The sequence below is a fragment of the Halomonas sp. 3H genome, from assembly GCF_024206005.1.
GTDB classification, from domain to species: Bacteria; Pseudomonadota; Gammaproteobacteria; order Pseudomonadales; family Halomonadaceae; genus Halomonas; species Halomonas campaniensis.
Genome location: NZ_CP100360.1, coordinates 2,373,754 through 2,388,312, shown reverse-complemented (window position 1 = coordinate 2,388,312; position 14,559 = coordinate 2,373,754). Strand labels below are relative to the sequence as shown.

Here is a 14,559-nt window from a genome sequence, read left to right as displayed (position 1 = left end):
TTGATGAACCATGGCGAGGCCCGGCGCGGCTTTATCCTGACCCGCCACTGGGAAGATACGCCCCGGGGCACCGAGGTCACCCTGTGGCTGGCCACCGACGAGGGGCCGCTTCGGGTGCGCCTGCCGGTGCAGCCCGCGGTGGCCTTCCTGCCCGTCGAGCAGCGCAAGGCCGCCGAGGCTTTGCTGGTCGGTGAGCCGGGTGTCACCCTGCGCGAGCTCGAACTTCGCGACTTCCATCGCCGCCCGGTGGTCGGGCTCTACTGCGAACAGTACCGGCAGCTGCTCCGGCTCGAGCGGCGCCTGGGCGAGGCCGGGATCATGCTCCACGAGGCCGATATCCGCCCGCCGGAGCGCTACCTGATGGAGCGCTTTATCACCGCGCCGGTGGCGGTGACCGGAACGCCGGACGGGAAGGGCGGCCTGGTGGAGGCGCGCCTGCGCCCGGCCCCGGCCTACCGCCCACGGCTGCGCACGGTATCGCTGGATATCGAGACCAGCGGCCGGGGGGAACTCTACTCCATCGCCCTGGAGGGGGGCGGCCAGCGCGTCGTTTTCATGCTGGGGTCGGCCAGCGGCGGGGAGGGCGAACTCGATTTCGCGCTCGAGTACTGCGCAAGCCGCGCCGAGCTGCTCCGGCGCCTCAACGCCTGGTTCGCCGAGCATGACCCCGACGCCATCATCGGCTGGAACCTGGTGCAGTTCGACCTGCGGGTGCTGCGCGACCATGCCGAACGGCTCGGGGTGCCACTGCGCCTGGGGCGAGGGGCCACCGAGCTGGAGTGGCGCGCCCATGGCCACCCGCCCAACCACTTCTTCGCCTCGGCCCCAGGGCGGCTGATCATCGACGGCATCGAGGCGCTGCGCTCGGCCACCTGGCACTTCCCCTCCTTCAGCCTGGAGAACGTGGCCCGGACGCTGCTCGGCGAGGGCAAGGCGATCGACAACCCCTACCAGCGCCTGGACGAGATCCTGCGCATGTTCGCCGAGGACAAGCCGTCGCTGGCCCGCTACAACCTCCGGGACTGCGAGCTGGTCACGCGGATCTTCGCAAAGGCGGAGCTGCTGGACTTCCTGCTCGAGCGGGCCGCGGTGACCGGCCTCCCCGCCGACCGCAGCGGCGGCTCGGTGGCGGCCTTCACCCACCTCTACCTGCCGCGACTTCATCGCCTGGGCCTGGTGGCGCCGAGCCTCGGCGAGGGAGAGGACGCCGAGAGCCCCGGCGGCTTCGTCATGGACTCCCGTCCCGGCCTCTACGACTCGGTGCTGGTGCTCGACTTCAAGAGCCTCTACCCCTCGATCATCCGCAGCTTCCTGATCGACCCGGCGGGGCTGGTGGAAGGGCTCGCGGATCCCTCGGACGCCGCCTCGGTGCCGGGCTTTCGCGGCGCGCACTTCTCGCGCACCAAGCATGCCCTGCCGGCCATCGTCGAGGGGGTCTGGGCCGGGCGCGAGGCCGCCAAGCGTGCCGGCAATGCGCCGCTTTCCCAGGCGCTGAAGATCATCATGAACAGCTTCTACGGCGTGCTGGGCTCCAGGGGCTGCCGCTTCTTCGATGCGCGCCTCGCCTCCTCGATCACCATGCGCGGCCACGCCATCATGCACCGCACCCGCGAGCTGATCGAGATGGAAGGAGTTACCGTTATCTACGGTGACACCGACTCCACCTTCGTCTGGCTGGGCCGCCCCTGCGAGGAAGAGGAGGCGGCAGCGATCGGCCGGCGGCTGGTGGCCGGGGTCAACGCCTGGTGGCGCGAGCACCTGGCCGAGGAGTATGCCCTGGAGAGCGCCCTGGAGCTGCAGTTCGAGACCCACTACCGGCGCTTCCTGATGCCCACCATCCGCGGCGCCGAGGCGGGCAGCAAGAAGCGCTACGCGGGGCTGGTGCGGGACGCGGATGGCCAGGAGCGGCTGGTCTTCAAGGGGCTCGAGACGGTGCGTACCGACTGGACGGAGCTCGCCAAGGTGTTCCAGCAGGAGCTTTACCGGCGGGTCTTCACCGGCGAGCCCTGGCGGGAGTACGTGCGCGGCTACGTGCAGGCCTTCCTGGCACGCGCCCGGTCGGGGGAGTGCGACGAGCGGCTGGTCTATCGCAAGCGGCTGCGCCGGCGCCTCGACGACTATCGCCGCAACGTGCCGCCCCACGTGCGGGCGGCCAGGCTGGCCGATGCGGAGAATGACCGCCTGGGCCGGCCGCGGCAATACCAGCACGGCGGCTGGATCCGCTACGTGATGACCCTGGCCGGCCCCGAGCCCCTGGAGGCCCACTTCTCGCCCATCGATACCGACCACTACCTGACCCGCCAGCTCCAGCCGGTGGCCGACGCCATCCTGCCCTTCGTGGGCGACGACTTCGCCACCCTGGTCGACCGCCAGCTGGGGCTTTTCTGAGCTTGGAACGCCGTGAATACCAACAACGCGGGTGGCGAGGGCTGCCGTCCCCTCAGGGGCGGTCCAGGGAGCCCGGCTGGGGGTTGAGCCGCGGATGGGTCTCCTCGCCCCAGAGCATGACCAGGGCGCCCGAGAGGAGCATGGCGATGGCCACGAACCAGAAGCCGGCGGTCACGGCGCCGGTGAGGTGGGCCACCAGGCCGAATCCCAGGGCGCCGATGCCGTAGCCCAGATCGCGCCAGAAGCGATAGATGCCGATGGCGGAGCTGCGCCAGCTGGGGTGGGAGATATCCGCCACCGCCGCGCTCAGGTTGGGGTAGAGCAGCGCCATGCCGAAGCCGGTGACGGCGGCTGCGAAGGACCACCAGACCACGCCGCTGCCGAGCAGCGTCAGGGCCACGCCGCTGCCGCAGATCCACATGCCCCAGACGATGGGCCTGAGGCGGCCGATATGATCCGACAGCCGGCCGGTGACGAACTGGGAGCCCCCCAGACGAAGCCGTAGATGCCCACGATCCAGCCGATGGCGCCGAGTCCCAGCCCCTGCTGGTAGAGGAACACCGGGTAGAAGACCCACACCAGGGCGTCCACGAACTTCTCCACCAATCCCGCCTGGCTGAAGGCCGCCATGCGCCGGTCGCGCCAGCTCATCAGCGCAAACATCTCGCCGGTGGTGGGAGCATTCGGGACGCCCGGGAAAATCCGCGCCCGGGGGCCGTCGTGATTGCCGCTGGCGTGACGGGCGCTCTCCGCTTTTGCCCAGCCGTGAGTCTCGCGAATCGACGTCAGGGTCAGCACGATGGCCAGGGCGATCACCGCGACACCGAACACGAAGAGTCCCAGGCGCGGACCGAGCCCCATGGCCAGGTAGCCGGTGACGATGCCTGCCAAGGCGACCCCCACGTATCCCGAGAACTCGTTCATGCCCATGGTGAAGCCGCGCTCGTCGGCCCGGGTGATATCCATCTTGGCGGTCTGGGTCATGGACCAGCAGAGCCCCTGGTTGATGCCCAGCAACACGGTGGCGGCGACGATCCAGCCCCAGGAGGGGGCGTACAGCACCATGAAGGGGATCGGGATGGCCGATAGCCAGCCGAGGAGCAGTACCTTCTTGCGCCCGATGCGCTCGGCCAGCCGACCCGCCACGAAGTTGAGGGTGCCCTTGACGAAGCCGAAGGCGACGACGAAGGCCGTCAGCATCATGAAGGAGCCCTCGGCGACGCCGAACTCGGATTCCGCTAGAGCCGGCACCACGGTGCGCATCATGCCAATGGTCAGGCCGACCAGGAAGACCTGGCCCAGCTGATGAGTGAACTGGTGAAGGTTCTCGCGGATGCCGTGGCGGTAATGATCGTGTGATGAATCGGGGGATGCCATCTGGTCCTCCTGGAACGCGAGCACTCTCGGCTCCGCGTTTATGCTGAACAGGGAATGAACAGGGAGATATCGACGTGGACGCCGAGAGGTACGATGCCTGGTACGAAACGCCACGCGGGCGATGGATCGGCGGCCGTGAGCTCGGTCTGGTAAAGCGGGCGCTCGCCCTGGAGCCCGGCAATGCGCTGCTGGACGTCGGCTGCGGCACGGGCTATTTCACCCGCGGCCTGGCGGGCGAGCAGCATGGCCCTGTGGTCGGACTGGACATCGAGCTCCGGTGGGTGGCCTATGCGCGGCAGCGTGATGATGGCAGGCGTCGCTGGGTCGTGGGGGATGCCCAGCGACTGCCCTTTCCCGATCATCGTTTCGACCGGGTCATGTCGATCACTGCCCTGTGCTTCGTCGCGGATGAGCGCCTGGCCGTCAGGGAGATGGTCAGGGTGGCGCGGCGGCGCGTGGTGCTGGGGCTGCTGAATCGGCATAGCCTGCTGTGGTGGCAGAAGGGGCGGCGTGGCGGCCAGGGCGCCTATCGGGGCGCGCGCTGGCACACGGCGCGGGAAGCGCGGGCACTGTTCGACGGCCTGCCGGTCACCGGTGTCAGCGTCAGCAGCGCCATCTGGCTGCCGGATGGCGGTAGGCTGGCCAGGCATTTTGAGAGTTGGGAGCCGACATGGCTGCATGGCGGTGCCTTCCTGCTGGTGGTGGCGGAACTGGCCGATCCAGCGGCCTCTTAGCGGCTCATCAGGAAGAGCCTGCTTCTTGCGGCTTGGCCACCAGGCCGAGCCACAACGTGGCCAGCATCACCAGCAGGATGGCCGGCAGCATGGCCAGGTTCAGGGCCTCCCAGCCCAGGTGATGCAGCATCGCACCGGCCATCAGTGAGCCCAGTGCCACCAGCGAGAAGATGATCAGGTCGTTCACGCCCTGGACCTTGCCGCGCTCGGCTTCGCTGTGAACGGTGGAGAGCAGGGCGCTGCCGCCCACGAAGAGGAAGTTCCAGCCGATGCCCAGCAGCACCAGCGCCACCCAGAAATGCGCGAGGCTGGCGCCGAGATTGGCTACCACCACCGTGCCTGTGAGCAGCAGGGTGCCCGCCAGCAGGATACGCGGCACGCCGAAGCGGGCGATCAGGCCACCGGTGAAGAAGGAGGGCGCGAACATGCCCAGCACGTGCCACTGCATGATGAGGGCGACCTGGCTCATCTCGAAGCCCCGGGCGCGCATGGCCAGCGGGGTGGCGGTCATCACCAGCACCATGATGGCGTAGCCTACCGCGCCGGCGAGTACCGCCACCCGGAAGCTCGGCCGGGCGGCAATGGTCGCCATGGGGCGGGACGCCTCGCCGGGCTGCGGCTCACCGCTGGGGGGTATCCGAAGCTGGCTGAGCAGGCCGATGGCCAGCAGGGCGAGGATGGCGATCACCAGATAGGGGCCACCGTCCGGCACGGCGGCGACCAGGTCGGTGGCGGCGCTGGCGTTCCAGGGGCCCAGGAAGGCGGCGGCCACGCCGCCGGCCATCACGAAGGAAATCGCCCGGCTGCGGAAGGCGGGGCTGGCCGCGTCGGCGGCGGCGAAGCGGTAGTACATGGCGAAGCCCTGGTAGAGCCCCAGCATGAGGTTGCCGGCGCAGAACAGCCAGAACGACCCCAGCGCGATGGCAGCGAAGCTCAGCAGGCCGCCGACCACGCCGCCCAGGCTCGCCCCGGTGATGAAGCCGCGCCGCCGGCCCACCCGCTTCATGTAGAGCGAGGCCGGCAGGGTAGAGGCCACGGTGCCCAGCATCATCATGGCGATGGGCAGGGTGGCGAGTCCCGGGTCGGGGCTCAGGTGCTGGCCCACCACCCCACTCAGCGTCATCACGGTGATCGACGCCACCATGAACAGCATCTGGCTGATCACCAGAATGACCACGTTCTGCTTTTCCCGGCGTGCCGGTTCCATGGGCATATCGCTCCTCGTCAAGGAAGGGATCAGAACACCATGACCTTGTCGGCCAGTTCGGTGGCCTCGGCCAGGGCGTCCATGGTGCTGCGCTCGGCGCCCTTCACCACCTCTTCCTCGGTAATGCCCCTGGCATCCATGCAGGTACCACACAACAGCACGTTGCTCTTGGTGGTGACGCGCTTGACCATGCGCTCGGCGTTGTAGAAGCCGTCCGGTGTCTTCTGCCCGGCCTTGGCGCCGGAGGCGGCATCGCCCATCAGGAAGACCGTCACCTCGTGCTCGCGCTGTCCCACGAAGCGGGTCAGCGCCTTCGACAACTCGGCTATCGCGTCAGGCGCTTGGAGGAAGGCTACCCGGAGTGGAAGGCGGCCGGCCTGCCCGTTGCGTGACGCCTCTACACGGCATTCACATGGGGGTGCCCGCGACCGCAGGGCCGGCATGCCGCCCGAACTGCAGTTCGGCCAGGTGGCGATAGAGCGGGCTCGATGCCATCAGCTCGGCGTGGCGACCGGCAGCCACCAGCCGCCCCTCGTCCAGCACCAGCAGGCGGTCGGCGGCCACCACCGTGGCCAGGCGGTGGGCGATCACCAGGCTCGTGCGACCCACCATCAGCCGGTCCAGGGCCTGCTGCACCAGCCGCTCGCTCTCGGCATCCAGGGCGCTGGTGGCCTCGTCCAGCAGCAGCACCCGCGGGTTCTTTAGCAGCGCCCGGGCGATCGCCAGGCGCTGTCGCTGGCCGCCGGAGAGCTGCACGCCGCCCGGCCCCAGGGGAGTATCGAAGCCGTCGGGCAGGGCCTCGATGAAGGTCAGGGCATTGGCATCCCGGGCCGCCTTGTGCAGGCTGTCCAGGTCGGCGTCGGGGTCGCCATAGCGCAGGTTCTCGGCCACGCTGCCGGTGAAGAGCACCGGCTCCTGGGCCACCAGCCCCAGGGCCGAGCGCAGCTCGCGGGGATCCAGCTCGCGCAGGTCGACGCCGTCCAGGCGCAGGGTGCCGGCGTCGGGGTCATGGAAGCGGAGCAGCAGGGCGAGCAGTGTGCTCTTGCCGGCCCCGGAGGGTCCCACCAGCGCCACCCGCTCACCCGGCTGGAGGATCAGGTCGAGGCCCGCCAGCGCCGGGGTCTCCCGGCCCGGGTAGGTAAAGCTCACCCCCTCGAAGCGCAGCTCGCCGGCCAGCGGCTCGGGCAGCGGCACCGGGTGCGCCGGCGGCGCGATGGCCGGCCGGGCATCCACCAGTTCCAGCAGTCGCTCGGCGGCGCCCGCCGCGCGCTGCACGTCGCCGGCCACCTCGGCCAGGGTTGCCACGGCGCCGGCCGCCAGCACCGCATAGAAGACGAAGGCCGAGAGCTCGCCGGCGGTCATGGTGCCGGCCAGCACCGCCTGGCCGCCCTGCCACAGCATGATGCCCACCGCCGCGAACACCGCCAGCATGGCGATGCCGGTCAGCCAGGCGCGCTGGCGGGTGCGGGCCACGGCGCTGATGAAGGCCTCCTCGACCCGGGACGCATAGTCGCGGCGGTCGATGGCCTCGTGGGTGAAGGCCTGGACCGTGCGGATGCCGGTCAGCGCCTCGTCGGCATAGCGCCCGAGTTCCGCTACGCGATCCTGGCTGGTACGCGATAGCCGCCGCACTCGCCGCCCGAACCACAGGATCGGCAGCACCGTGGCGGGAATGCCCAGCAGCACCAGCGCGGAGAGCCAGGGCTGGGTCACCAGCATCAGGGCCACGGCACCGATCAGCATCAGCAGGTTGCGCAGGGCCAGCGAGACCGAGGAACCGAACAGGCTCTGCAGCACGCTGGTATCGGCGGTGAGCCTTGATACGATCTCCCCGGCGGCCTGGCCGGACGCCTGGGCGCTCTCGAAGAAGCCGGGCTCCAGGGTCAGCAGATGGTCGAAGACCCGGCGGCGCAGGTCGGCGGCCAGCCGCTCGCCGATCCAGGTCACCAGGTAGTAGCGCAGCGCCGAGGCCATGGCCAGCACCGCCACCACGGCAAGCATCAGCGTGAGCGCATGGCCGAGGGCGGCGCTGTCGGCGGCCATGAAACCGCGGTCGATTACCAGGCGAAGCCCCTGGCCGAGCAGCAGCACGCTGCCCGAGGCCGCCAGCAGGGCCAGGGCCGCCAGGGCCAGTCGCCATCGGTAGGGGGCCAGCAGGCCCAGCAGGCGCAGCAGCACCCGCGGGTCGGGGCGTGACGGCATCACGAGCCTCATCGAGAGCGGAAGGGGGTGTGGCGACGATAGCAGGCCTGTGGCCCGGCTGCATGAAGGGCGGCGGGGGCGCGACGCGATGCCGCTTGAAGGGGGAGAGGGCTGGCGCCATATTCGAGTTCCAACAACCCGATCCGGAGATTCCCATGTCCGACTCCCTGACCCTTGGTTGCCAGAACTGTGGCGCCATCAACCGCGTCGGTCAGGCGCGCCTGAACGACGCTCCTCGGTGCGGCAAGTGCAAGCGTTCGCTGTTCACCGGCGAGCCGGTCGAGCTGACCGAGGCCAACTTCCGCGCCCTGGTGGAGCGCAGCGAGCTGCCGGTGGTGGTGGACTTCTGGGCCGCCTGGTGTGGGCCCTGCAAGATGATGGCGCCGATCTTCGCCGAGGCGGCCCGTGAGATGGAGCCCCACCTGCGATTTGCCAAGCTCGATACCGAGTCGGAACAGGCCCTGGCCGGGCGCTTCGGCATCCGCAGCATTCCCACCCTGATCGTGTTCAGGAATGGCCAGGAGTTGGCTCGTCAGCCGGGAGTGCTGCAAGGCCCGCAGCTGCGTGAGTGGTTGCGTCCTTATCTGGCCTAGTCAAGTTGCCGGAGGCCCACAGCGGCCGTTCCTCCGGGGCACCGCTGTCCGGCGCCGGCCGGCTGGCCACCACCACGCAGTTGCGGCCGCGTGCCTTGCCCTCGTAGAGGGCCCGGTCGGCGCGCAGCAGGGCAGGGTCCAGTCGCGACTCGCCCTCCTCGATCCGGCTGATGCCCACGGTGACGGACAACGGCGTCGCTTCGCCGAGCATTGGCAGCTTCAGGGAGCTGACCTTCTCACGCAGCCGTTCGGCGATGGCGGCGGCCGTGCCGAGGTCAGCCAGCGGCAGGGCGATCACGAACTCCTCGCCGCCATAGCGGCCGAGCACGTCGGAATCCCGCAGCACCGCCTGGCAGCAGCCGGCCACGGTGGACAGCACCAGGTCGCCCACCGCATGGCCGTGGCGGTCGTTGAGCCGCTTGAAGAGGTCCACGTCGACCATGCACAGCGCCAGTGGCGTCCCGTCGCGGCGGGCGCGCCGAAGCTCCTGTTCGGCCAGTTCGAAGAAATGGCGACGGTTGGCAATGCCGGTCAGGCCATCGGTGCAGGCCATGTGACGCAGCCGTGCTTCAAGCTCCTGACGCTCGCGGATCTCCTCCTTGAGGCGGCGATTCGCCGAGCGTTCCTCGAGCAGCAGGGCAAACTGCTCGCGCTTGAGTCGCTTGATGCGTGTGATGGTCATCCAGCCGAGCAGGTTGACGAAGCCGAGCAGAAGCAGGCTGGTCAACAGCAGCCCGGGCGGCAGCGGCGCCCAGAGCCTGACGGCGATCAGGAAGCCCAGGAAGAGATAGGCATTGGCGGCCAGCATCCACTGGAGGCGGTTGGGCACGAACAGGTAGAGCGCCATGCTGGCTGCCACCATCGAGGCGACATGGATGCCAACGCTGTCGGGCCGCAGGGGAACGGTCAACAGCAGGCCGGAGAGGCCGATCAGGCAGACGAGGTTGATGGGAAGGGGCCAGTGCGCCACCGCCGGCCGGCGCCATACGGCCAGGGCCAGCAGCAGGCAGGCCAGTACCACCGTGAGTCTCATGCCCACCAGTGCCATGAACGGCCGGCCGGGCCCGAGCACGGCGAAATCCGCCAGGGAGAAGGCCAGGAAGAGGCCGGCGATCACGATCAGCGCCACGCGTAGCTGGCAGGCATGGTAGGACATCAGGGTGCGCAGGAACAGGGCCTCCATCGCCGAATTGCGAAACTCGGCCTGCCAGTTCAGCTCCTGCCCATCCCGTGGTTCGGCTCTCATACCGGACATCCTTGAAGCATCCACCAGGCTGTGGTCAGCCTGGAGCTCCCCTGCGCGTCGTGGAGATTCCCTGCTGCCGGCCAGACCCGTCCGGCCAGGCAATAATGGTGAAGTACCGAGCTAGCTTGGCCCCGAATCGGGTGGTATGCCAGAGGCTTCAAGATACTGTCCCACCTGGCGTACATTTCCTGTAAGCCAATGCTTACATCATCAGGTTGGCCTTAATAATCAGTCTATTAGTGCTATTTCTCTCATCCTCTTTGGATCAGTTCTTTCCTTTGAGCTGTTCTTTCAACTGCTTGGGCACCTGCTTGATGATCAGCCTGTCGGTGGCTTCGTCATACTCCACGCTGGAACCCAGCAGGTGGGAGTCGAAGCTGATCGACACCCCCCCGGCGCGACCGGTGAAGCGGCGAAACTGGTTGAGGGTCTTGCGGTCAGGCGGGATCTCTGGGGAGAGGCCGTAGTCGGCATGACGAATGTGGTCATAGAAGGCCCTGGGCTGCTGTTCGTCGAGCACCTCCGAGAGCTCCTCCAGCGTCATCGGCTCGCCGCGGCTGGCCTGGTCGCTGGCGTAGCCGATCAGGGCATCGGTCTTCTCGCGGCTCGCCTCCTCGGGCAGGTCCTCCTTCTCGACATAATCGCTGAACGCCTTGAGCAGGGTGCGGGTCTCGCCGGAGGCATCGACCCCCTCCACGGCGCCGAGCAGGGTGGCGAAGCCCTCGGCCAGGGCCTTGCCGCCCCGGTCACGGGTCCAGGAGAGGTACTGTCGCGAGTCGCCGGCCCGCCACTGGGCCAGGTCGATTCTTGCCGCCAGGCTCATCTGGGCCAGGTTGAGCTGACGGGCCGGCACCACCGCTAGGCCTTCGTTCACCGCAAACCCCTCCCGGTGGTGGAGCAGCGCCAGGGTCAGGAAGTGTCCGTCACCGAAGCGGGTCTCCAGCACCACCAGGTCACCGCCCACCGGCAGGTGGGCCTCCACCAGGTCGCTCAGGCGCTCGGCGATGGTGCGGGTGAGGGTAGCGAAGTCGCGGCCATCGGCCAGGTAGTCGGCCAGCTCCCCGGCCAGCTCCCCGGCCAGCGGCGAGGCCGGCTCGCTACCCGGGTCGGCCCCCTCAGCATCACGGAAGTGGCCCCACGCCTTGGCCTTGCCGTGGTAGGCCTTGTTGAGTCCTTCCAGCAGGGCATCCAGGGTGGCTGACGGGGGGAGCGTCGCCTCGGCGGCGACCAGCCTGGCCTGGGCGTCACCGGGCTTCTCGATGCGATGAACGATGGCGTTGAGGATCGGCATGGGGCCTCCCGCTAGAGTGGTCGAGGGGGCGCATGATACCGGTTGGTGAAACACGTCGATAGGCAGGCTTTTTCCGGCGCAGGTTCGCCAGGGGGCCTTGCGTGCCATCGGGATACGCTACGCTGCTATGGATGGAACGATCTTTCTAACGCACAGGGAGTAGAGATGATGACGATTTCCCGCCTGACGCATGGCCTCTCCTGTCTGATGGCAGCCATAGCCCTCCCCCTTGCCGCGTCGGTCATGGCCAACGAGATCAGCGGTACCCTGGACGGCGAGCCGCAAGAGTGGCATGTGCTCAGCGAAGGAGACATGTCCACCGCCAATTTTTCCGAGTTGATGCCGGGCATGGTCAACGTGACCGTGCAGGGGCATCGCGAGGAGCGCTACGAGACCCAGGGCACGCTGAGCATCAACTTCATGGTGATGCAGGGGGCACCCAGTGAAGCCTCCGTGACCTATTTTCACGAGAGCGGCCTGACACCCCACTATGGCACGGAGGAGGAGGTGCCCATCGAGATCGAGGAGCTGGAAATCGATGGCGAAAACGGCCGGGTCAAGGGGCGCGTGGCCACTTCGCTGGCCTATGTGGAGTCGATGATGACGGAGCATGACCATAACAACGTCATGGAGATCGACGTCACCTTCGATGTGGTGCTGGCTCGGGAGGAGTAGCCGCCCGTCATGGACAACGCACGGGCCGCGGACGATGGCGGCCCGTGCGCGTCAGGGCTTGAGCCGGTATCCCGTGCGGAAGATCCGCTCCACCACCATCAGCGCCACGGCCAGGAACAGCAGGATCATGCCCAGGCTGACCACCGGGCTGACATCGCTGATGCCGTAGAAGCTCCATCGAAAGCCGCTCACCAGGTAGACCACCGGGTTGGCCAGGGTCACCGTCTGCCAGAAGGGGGGCAGCATGTCGATGGAGTAGAAGGTGCCGCCCAGGAAGGTGAGCGGGGTGATCACCAGCAGCGGCACCAGCTGCAGCTTCTCGAAGCCGTCGGCCCAGATGCCGATGATGAACCCCAGCAGGCTGAAGGTCACTGCGGTGAGCAGCAGGAACAGCACCATCATCAGCGGATGCGCGATGGAGTAGGGCACGAACAGCCGCGCGGTGGCCAGCACGATCAGCCCCAGCACCACCGACTTGGTGGCCGCCGCGCCCACGTAGCCGATCACGATTTCCCAGTAGGAGATCGGCGCCGAGAGGATCTCGTAGATCGAGCCCGAGAAGCGCGGGAAGAAGATCCCGAAGGAGGCGTTGGAGACGCTCTGGGTCAGCAGCATCAGCATGATCAGGCCGGGCACGATGAAGGCACCGTAGCTTACGCCGTTCACCTCGCTGATCCGCGTGCCGATGGCCGCGCCGAACACCACGAAGTAGAGCGAGGTGGAGATCACCGGCGAGACGATGCTCTGCAGCACGGTGCGCAGGCTGCGGGCCATCTCGGCGAGATAGAGGGTCTTCACTGACTGAAGGTTCATGTGGTCTCCCTGACCAGGCTGACGAAGATCTCCTCCAGGGAGCTCTGCCGGGTGTGCAGGTCCTTGAAGCCGATGCCGGCCTCCTCCAGGTCGGCGAGCAGCTCGGCGATGCCGGCCTGGTCCTCGCCCGGCACGTTGGCATCGTAGGTGTAGACCAGCGCGTGGCCCTCCTCGGCCAGGGCCAGCTCATGGCGGGCGAGAGAGCCGGGTACCGTCTCCAGCGGCTCGCGCAGGTGCAGCGTCAGCTCCTTGCTGCCCAGTTTGCGCATCAGCGCGTGCTTCTCCTCCACCAGCACCAGCTCGCCGCGGCGAATCACCCCGATGCGGTCGGCCATCTCCTCGGCCTCCTCGATGTAGTGGGTGGTGAGGATGATGGTCACGCCGCTGTCGCGCAGCTGGCGCACCACCTCCCACATGTCGCGGCGCAGCTCCACGTCGACCCCGGCGGTGGGCTCGTCGAGGAACAGGATCTCCGGCTCGTGGGCCAGCGCCTTGGCGATCAGCACCCGGCGCTTCATGCCGCCGGAGAGGGTGATCAGGCGGTTGTGGCGCTTGTCCCACAGCGACAGCGAGCGCAGCACCTTCTCGACATGGGCCGGGTCCTTGCCCTTGCCGAACAGTCCGCGGCTGAAGCTCACCGTGTCCCACACCGTGACGAAGGCCTCGTTGGTGAGCTCCTGGGGCACCAGGCCGATGCGTTCCCGGGCGGCACGGAACTCGCGCACGTTGTCGTGGCCGTCCACCAGCACCCGGCCGGCGGTGGCATTCACCAGGCCGCAGATCACGCTGATCAGGGTGGTCTTGCCCGCCCCGTTGGGGCCGAGCAGGGCGAAGATCTCGCCACGCCGGATCGTCAGGCTCACCTCCTTGAGCGCCTCGAAGCCACCGGCATAGGCCTTCGAGAGTCGCTCGACGGCAATGACCGGTGCGTTACTCAAGGGTGATGTCCTCCTCGAAGGTGAGGTTGAGGTCGAGGGCGGTGATCTGCACCCTGACGCTGGCCGGCAGCGCCTCGTCCCCTTTCAGGCGACCCTCCTCCAGCGCCAGCTGCACCGCCTTCTCGATCTCCTGCTGGGTGGTGACGCCCACGGTCTTGAGCAGCTTGCGGATACTCTTCTGAAAGGCCTCGTCGTTCATCCTGTGCGTCTCCTGGCGTGGTCGATGATGCCCACCATCCTAGCGCGACTCGCCGAATGATACAGGGGTTGTACAAGAAAAAAGCCGCGCCGGGTTACCCGGCGCGGCCTGGATCGGCGCGAAGGGCGATCAGCTGCGGCTGGTGATCTCCAGCAGGTGGTAGCCGAACTGGGTCTTCACCGGGCCGTGGACCTTGTTCAGCTCGCCGGAGAACACCACCTCGTCGAACTCGCGGACCATCTGGCCCGGGCCGAAGCTGCCCAGGTCGCCGCCCTGGCGGCCGGAGGGGCAGGTGGAGTTCTCGCGGGCGACCTCGGCGAAGTCGCGGCCATCCTCGATCTCGGCCTTGAGGGCCTCACACTTTTCCTTGCTGTCCACCAGAATATGACGCGCGGTTGCCCTGGCCATGGGAGTCTCCTGAACGATTGGCTCATGGGGCCGGCAAGCCTGCCGGCGATGCATCGGCGAGATTAGCACGTCACGTCGGCAGGTTTCAGCCACCGCCGATGGTCAGCCGCAGGGCCTGGAGGCCGTCGAGCTCCAGGCGGATCTCGTCCGAGAAGATCGGATGACCGATCACGCGGATGTCCAGGGTGGCCTCGGCGCCACGGTAGAGGACCGTGGCGGAGACCTGGGTATCGGTGCTGGCCGGGGCGAGCAGGCCGTAGTCCACGCGCTCCACCTCCAGCGCCGTGAGGCCCCGGGCATCGAGCTGCTGCTCGATGGCCTGCTTAACGGAAACGCCGTAGTAGAAGTAGAGCCCGCCGTAGAGCAGGCCCGCGATCACGATCAGCGAGAAGAGACGGCCCATGGCATCCTCCCTGGGTCAGCCGTTTGTGTCCGTTGCGAGGCGGGTTATACCACAGGTGCGCCCGCCGGGAGGAGCGCCCGTGAGC

The 14,559-nt window shown here is 68.0% G+C and carries 16 protein-coding genes; 4 read left to right on the top strand and 12 right to left on the bottom strand.

Annotation, left to right across the window (positions count from 1 at the left end):
- Positions 1 to 3: 3 nt before the first annotated feature.
- Positions 4 to 2,388, top strand: coding sequence for a DNA polymerase II (locus tag NFC98_RS11110; protein WP_254275048.1), 2,385 nt, complete (start codon positions 4 to 6; stop codon positions 2,386 to 2,388).
- 52 nt (positions 2,389 to 2,440) lie between these two features.
- Here NFC98_RS11110 and NFC98_RS11105 read toward each other — a convergent pair whose 3' ends face one another.
- Both NFC98_RS11105 and NFC98_RS11100 read right to left on the bottom strand, forming a co-directional pair.
- The gene (locus NFC98_RS11105; protein ID WP_254277829.1) at positions 2,441 to 2,821 is read right to left on the bottom strand and encodes an MFS transporter; all 381 of its coding nucleotides are present in this window, start codon (positions 2,819 to 2,821) and stop codon (positions 2,441 to 2,443) included.
- Positions 2,779 to 3,765, bottom strand: a complete 987-nt coding sequence (locus NFC98_RS11100) for an MFS transporter (protein WP_254275047.1) — start codon at positions 3,763 to 3,765, stop codon at positions 2,779 to 2,781. The genes NFC98_RS11105 and NFC98_RS11100 overlap by 43 nt, the downstream gene beginning before the upstream one ends.
- A gap of 74 nt (positions 3,766 to 3,839) precedes the next feature.
- Between NFC98_RS11100 and NFC98_RS11095 the strand changes: the two genes are divergently transcribed.
- Positions 3,840 to 4,499 (top strand): class I SAM-dependent methyltransferase, encoded by a 660-nt coding sequence (locus NFC98_RS11095; RefSeq protein WP_254275046.1) that lies wholly within the window; start codon positions 3,840 to 3,842, stop codon positions 4,497 to 4,499.
- A gap of 7 nt (positions 4,500 to 4,506) precedes the next feature.
- Here the strand turns inward: NFC98_RS11095 and NFC98_RS11090 are convergent, their stop codons facing one another.
- The 3 genes from NFC98_RS11090 to NFC98_RS11080 form a co-directional block, all read right to left on the bottom strand.
- Positions 4,507 to 5,706, bottom strand: coding sequence for an MFS transporter (locus tag NFC98_RS11090; protein ID WP_254275045.1), 1,200 nt, complete (start codon positions 5,704 to 5,706; stop codon positions 4,507 to 4,509).
- 29 nt (positions 5,707 to 5,735) lie between these two features.
- Positions 5,736 to 6,026, bottom strand: a complete 291-nt coding sequence (locus NFC98_RS11085) for a DsrE/DsrF/TusD sulfur relay family protein (protein WP_254275044.1) — start codon at positions 6,024 to 6,026, stop codon at positions 5,736 to 5,738.
- Between the two features lie 88 nt (positions 6,027 to 6,114).
- Positions 6,115 to 7,908 (bottom strand): ABC transporter transmembrane domain-containing protein, encoded by a 1,794-nt coding sequence (locus NFC98_RS11080; RefSeq protein WP_254275043.1) that lies wholly within the window; start codon positions 7,906 to 7,908, stop codon positions 6,115 to 6,117.
- A gap of 155 nt (positions 7,909 to 8,063) precedes the next feature.
- On the opposite strand from NFC98_RS11080, the gene trxC reads away from it, so the two are divergent.
- Positions 8,064 to 8,501 carry a thioredoxin TrxC gene (gene trxC / locus NFC98_RS11075; RefSeq protein ID WP_254275042.1) on the top strand — a complete coding sequence of 146 codons (438 nt, stop codon included), beginning with the start codon at positions 8,064 to 8,066 and terminating at the stop codon, positions 8,499 to 8,501.
- Here trxC and NFC98_RS11070 read toward each other — a convergent pair.
- Both NFC98_RS11070 and NFC98_RS11065 read right to left on the bottom strand, forming a co-directional pair.
- Entirely contained in the window at positions 8,416 to 9,747 is a 1,332-nt protein-coding gene (locus tag NFC98_RS11070) for a GGDEF domain-containing protein (protein ID WP_254275041.1), read from the bottom strand. The genes trxC and NFC98_RS11070 overlap by 86 nt on opposite strands.
- 265 nt (positions 9,748 to 10,012) lie before the next feature.
- Entirely contained in the window at positions 10,013 to 11,038 is a 1,026-nt protein-coding gene (locus NFC98_RS11065) for a nucleoid-associated protein (RefSeq protein WP_254275040.1), read from the bottom strand.
- A 165-nt stretch (positions 11,039 to 11,203) separates the two neighbouring features.
- On the opposite strand from NFC98_RS11065, the gene NFC98_RS11060 reads away from it, so the two are divergent.
- The gene (locus tag NFC98_RS11060; protein ID WP_254275039.1) at positions 11,204 to 11,713 is read left to right on the top strand and encodes a hypothetical protein; all 510 of its coding nucleotides are present in this window, start codon (positions 11,204 to 11,206) and stop codon (positions 11,711 to 11,713) included.
- Between the two features lie 51 nt (positions 11,714 to 11,764).
- On the opposite strand, the gene NFC98_RS11055 is transcribed toward NFC98_RS11060, so the two are convergent.
- The 5 genes from NFC98_RS11055 to NFC98_RS11035 all read right to left on the bottom strand — a co-directional run bounded on the left by NFC98_RS11055 (position 11,765) and on the right by NFC98_RS11035 (position 14,474).
- Positions 11,765 to 12,526 (bottom strand): ABC transporter permease, encoded by a 762-nt coding sequence (locus tag NFC98_RS11055; RefSeq protein WP_254275038.1) that lies wholly within the window; start codon positions 12,524 to 12,526, stop codon positions 11,765 to 11,767.
- Positions 12,523 to 13,464, bottom strand: a complete 942-nt coding sequence (locus tag NFC98_RS11050) for an ABC transporter ATP-binding protein (protein WP_254275037.1) — start codon at positions 13,462 to 13,464, stop codon at positions 12,523 to 12,525. The genes NFC98_RS11055 and NFC98_RS11050 overlap by 4 nt, the downstream gene beginning before the upstream one ends.
- Complete coding sequence (locus tag NFC98_RS11045; RefSeq protein ID WP_183333356.1) at positions 13,457 to 13,663, bottom strand: DUF6494 family protein; 207 nt, start codon at positions 13,661 to 13,663, stop codon at positions 13,457 to 13,459. Before NFC98_RS11045 ends, NFC98_RS11050 begins: the two co-directional genes overlap by 8 nt.
- Before the next feature lie 129 nt (positions 13,664 to 13,792).
- The gene (locus tag NFC98_RS11040; protein WP_254275036.1) at positions 13,793 to 14,071 is read right to left on the bottom strand and encodes a peptidylprolyl isomerase; all 279 of its coding nucleotides are present in this window, start codon (positions 14,069 to 14,071) and stop codon (positions 13,793 to 13,795) included.
- A gap of 85 nt (positions 14,072 to 14,156) precedes the next feature.
- Positions 14,157 to 14,474, bottom strand: a complete 318-nt coding sequence (locus NFC98_RS11035; RefSeq protein ID WP_254275035.1) for a hypothetical protein — start codon at positions 14,472 to 14,474, stop codon at positions 14,157 to 14,159.
- Positions 14,475 to 14,559 lie beyond the last annotated feature (85 nt).

Excerpts from the sequence above, each read along its gene's own strand:
- NFC98_RS11060 (WP_254275039.1), top strand. The coding sequence starts at position 11,204 with ATGATGACGATTTCCCGCCTGACGCATGGCCTCTCCTGTCTGATGGCA.
- NFC98_RS11040 (WP_254275036.1), bottom strand. The coding sequence starts at position 14,071 with ATGGCCAGGGCAACCGCGCGTCATATTCTGGTGGACAGCAAGGAAAAG.
- NFC98_RS11045 (WP_183333356.1), bottom strand. The coding sequence starts at position 13,663 with ATGAACGACGAGGCCTTTCAGAAGAGTATCCGCAAGCTGCTCAAGACC.
- NFC98_RS11100 (WP_254275047.1), bottom strand. The coding sequence starts at position 3,765 with ATGGCATCCCCCGATTCATCACACGATCATTACCGCCACGGCATCCGC.
- NFC98_RS11055 (WP_254275038.1), bottom strand. The coding sequence starts at position 12,526 with ATGAACCTTCAGTCAGTGAAGACCCTCTATCTCGCCGAGATGGCCCGC.
- trxC (WP_254275042.1), top strand. The coding sequence starts at position 8,064 with ATGTCCGACTCCCTGACCCTTGGTTGCCAGAACTGTGGCGCCATCAAC.
- NFC98_RS11035 (WP_254275035.1), bottom strand. The coding sequence starts at position 14,474 with ATGGGCCGTCTCTTCTCGCTGATCGTGATCGCGGGCCTGCTCTACGGC.
- NFC98_RS11110 (WP_254275048.1), top strand. The coding sequence starts at position 4 with ATGAACCATGGCGAGGCCCGGCGCGGCTTTATCCTGACCCGCCACTGG.
- NFC98_RS11070 (WP_254275041.1), bottom strand. The coding sequence starts at position 9,747 with ATGAGAGCCGAACCACGGGATGGGCAGGAGCTGAACTGGCAGGCCGAG.
- NFC98_RS11080 (WP_254275043.1), bottom strand. The coding sequence starts at position 7,908 with ATGCCGTCACGCCCCGACCCGCGGGTGCTGCTGCGCCTGCTGGGCCTG.
- NFC98_RS11065 (WP_254275040.1), bottom strand. The coding sequence starts at position 11,038 with ATGCCGATCCTCAACGCCATCGTTCATCGCATCGAGAAGCCCGGTGAC.
- NFC98_RS11090 (WP_254275045.1), bottom strand. The coding sequence starts at position 5,706 with ATGGAACCGGCACGCCGGGAAAAGCAGAACGTGGTCATTCTGGTGATC.